The following is a 776-nucleotide window of genomic DNA, read 5'->3' as shown; positions in this document are numbered from 1 at the left end:
ATGTCTGGCTCGCGGACCGCAAGGCCCGTCTCGCCGATGGCCTCGCCCGGCTCGGTCGCGCCGCGCGCAACGGTACGATCCCGAAAGGCAGCATCGAGGACGGGACGCTGCGCATCGATCGCCTGACCGCCGATGCGCCGGACGGGATCGATGACCTGGTGCTGGACCTTTACCGTCGCCTGCCGCCCATCCGCATCACCGACCTGCTGCTCGAAGTGGACGCCGCGCTGGAGTTCACCGACGCCTTCACCCATCTGCGCACCGGCATACCGTGCGGCGACCGGATCGGCCTGCTCAACGTCCTGCTCGCCGAGGGATTGAACCTGGGCCTGCGCAAGATGGCCGAGGCGTCCAACACCCATGATTACTGGCAACTGTCCCGTCTCGCACGCTGGCATGTCGAAAGCGCGGCGATCGACCAGGCGCTGGCCAACGTGGTCGCCGCGCAAGGCGCGCTGCCGATGGCGCGGGTCTGGGGCATGGGCACCACTGCCTCGGCCGATGGCCAGTTCTACCCCGCCGCGCGGCAGGGCGAGGCGATGAACACGGTCAATGCCCGCTACGGCAACGACCCCGGCATCAAGGCTTATACTCACGTCAACGACAGCTTCGCGCCGTTCGCATCGCGGACCATCCCCGCAACCGTCAGCGAGGCACCCTATCTGCTCGACGGGCTGACGATGAACGAGGCCGGGCGACGGATCGAGGAGCAGTACGCCGACACCGGCGGGTTCACCGTTATGTGGACAGCTTGGCGACGCGGCAGGTTGCCTGTG

1 protein-coding gene is annotated in these 776 nt (G+C 67.8%); it reads left to right on the top strand.

The features are described from left to right. Positions 1-776: Tn3 family transposase (locus tag AACY52_RS28735; RefSeq protein ID WP_339561131.1), on the top strand; the 776-nt coding region annotated here is incomplete at both ends.

The sequence above is a fragment of the Pseudomonas sp. EA_65y_Pfl1_P113 genome, assembly GCF_963970525.1.
Taxonomy (GTDB): domain Bacteria; phylum Pseudomonadota; class Gammaproteobacteria; order Pseudomonadales; family Pseudomonadaceae; genus Aquipseudomonas; species Aquipseudomonas tritici.
Note: the sequence above shows the minus strand (reverse complement) of the source record. Positions and strands in the feature narration are given on the sequence as shown.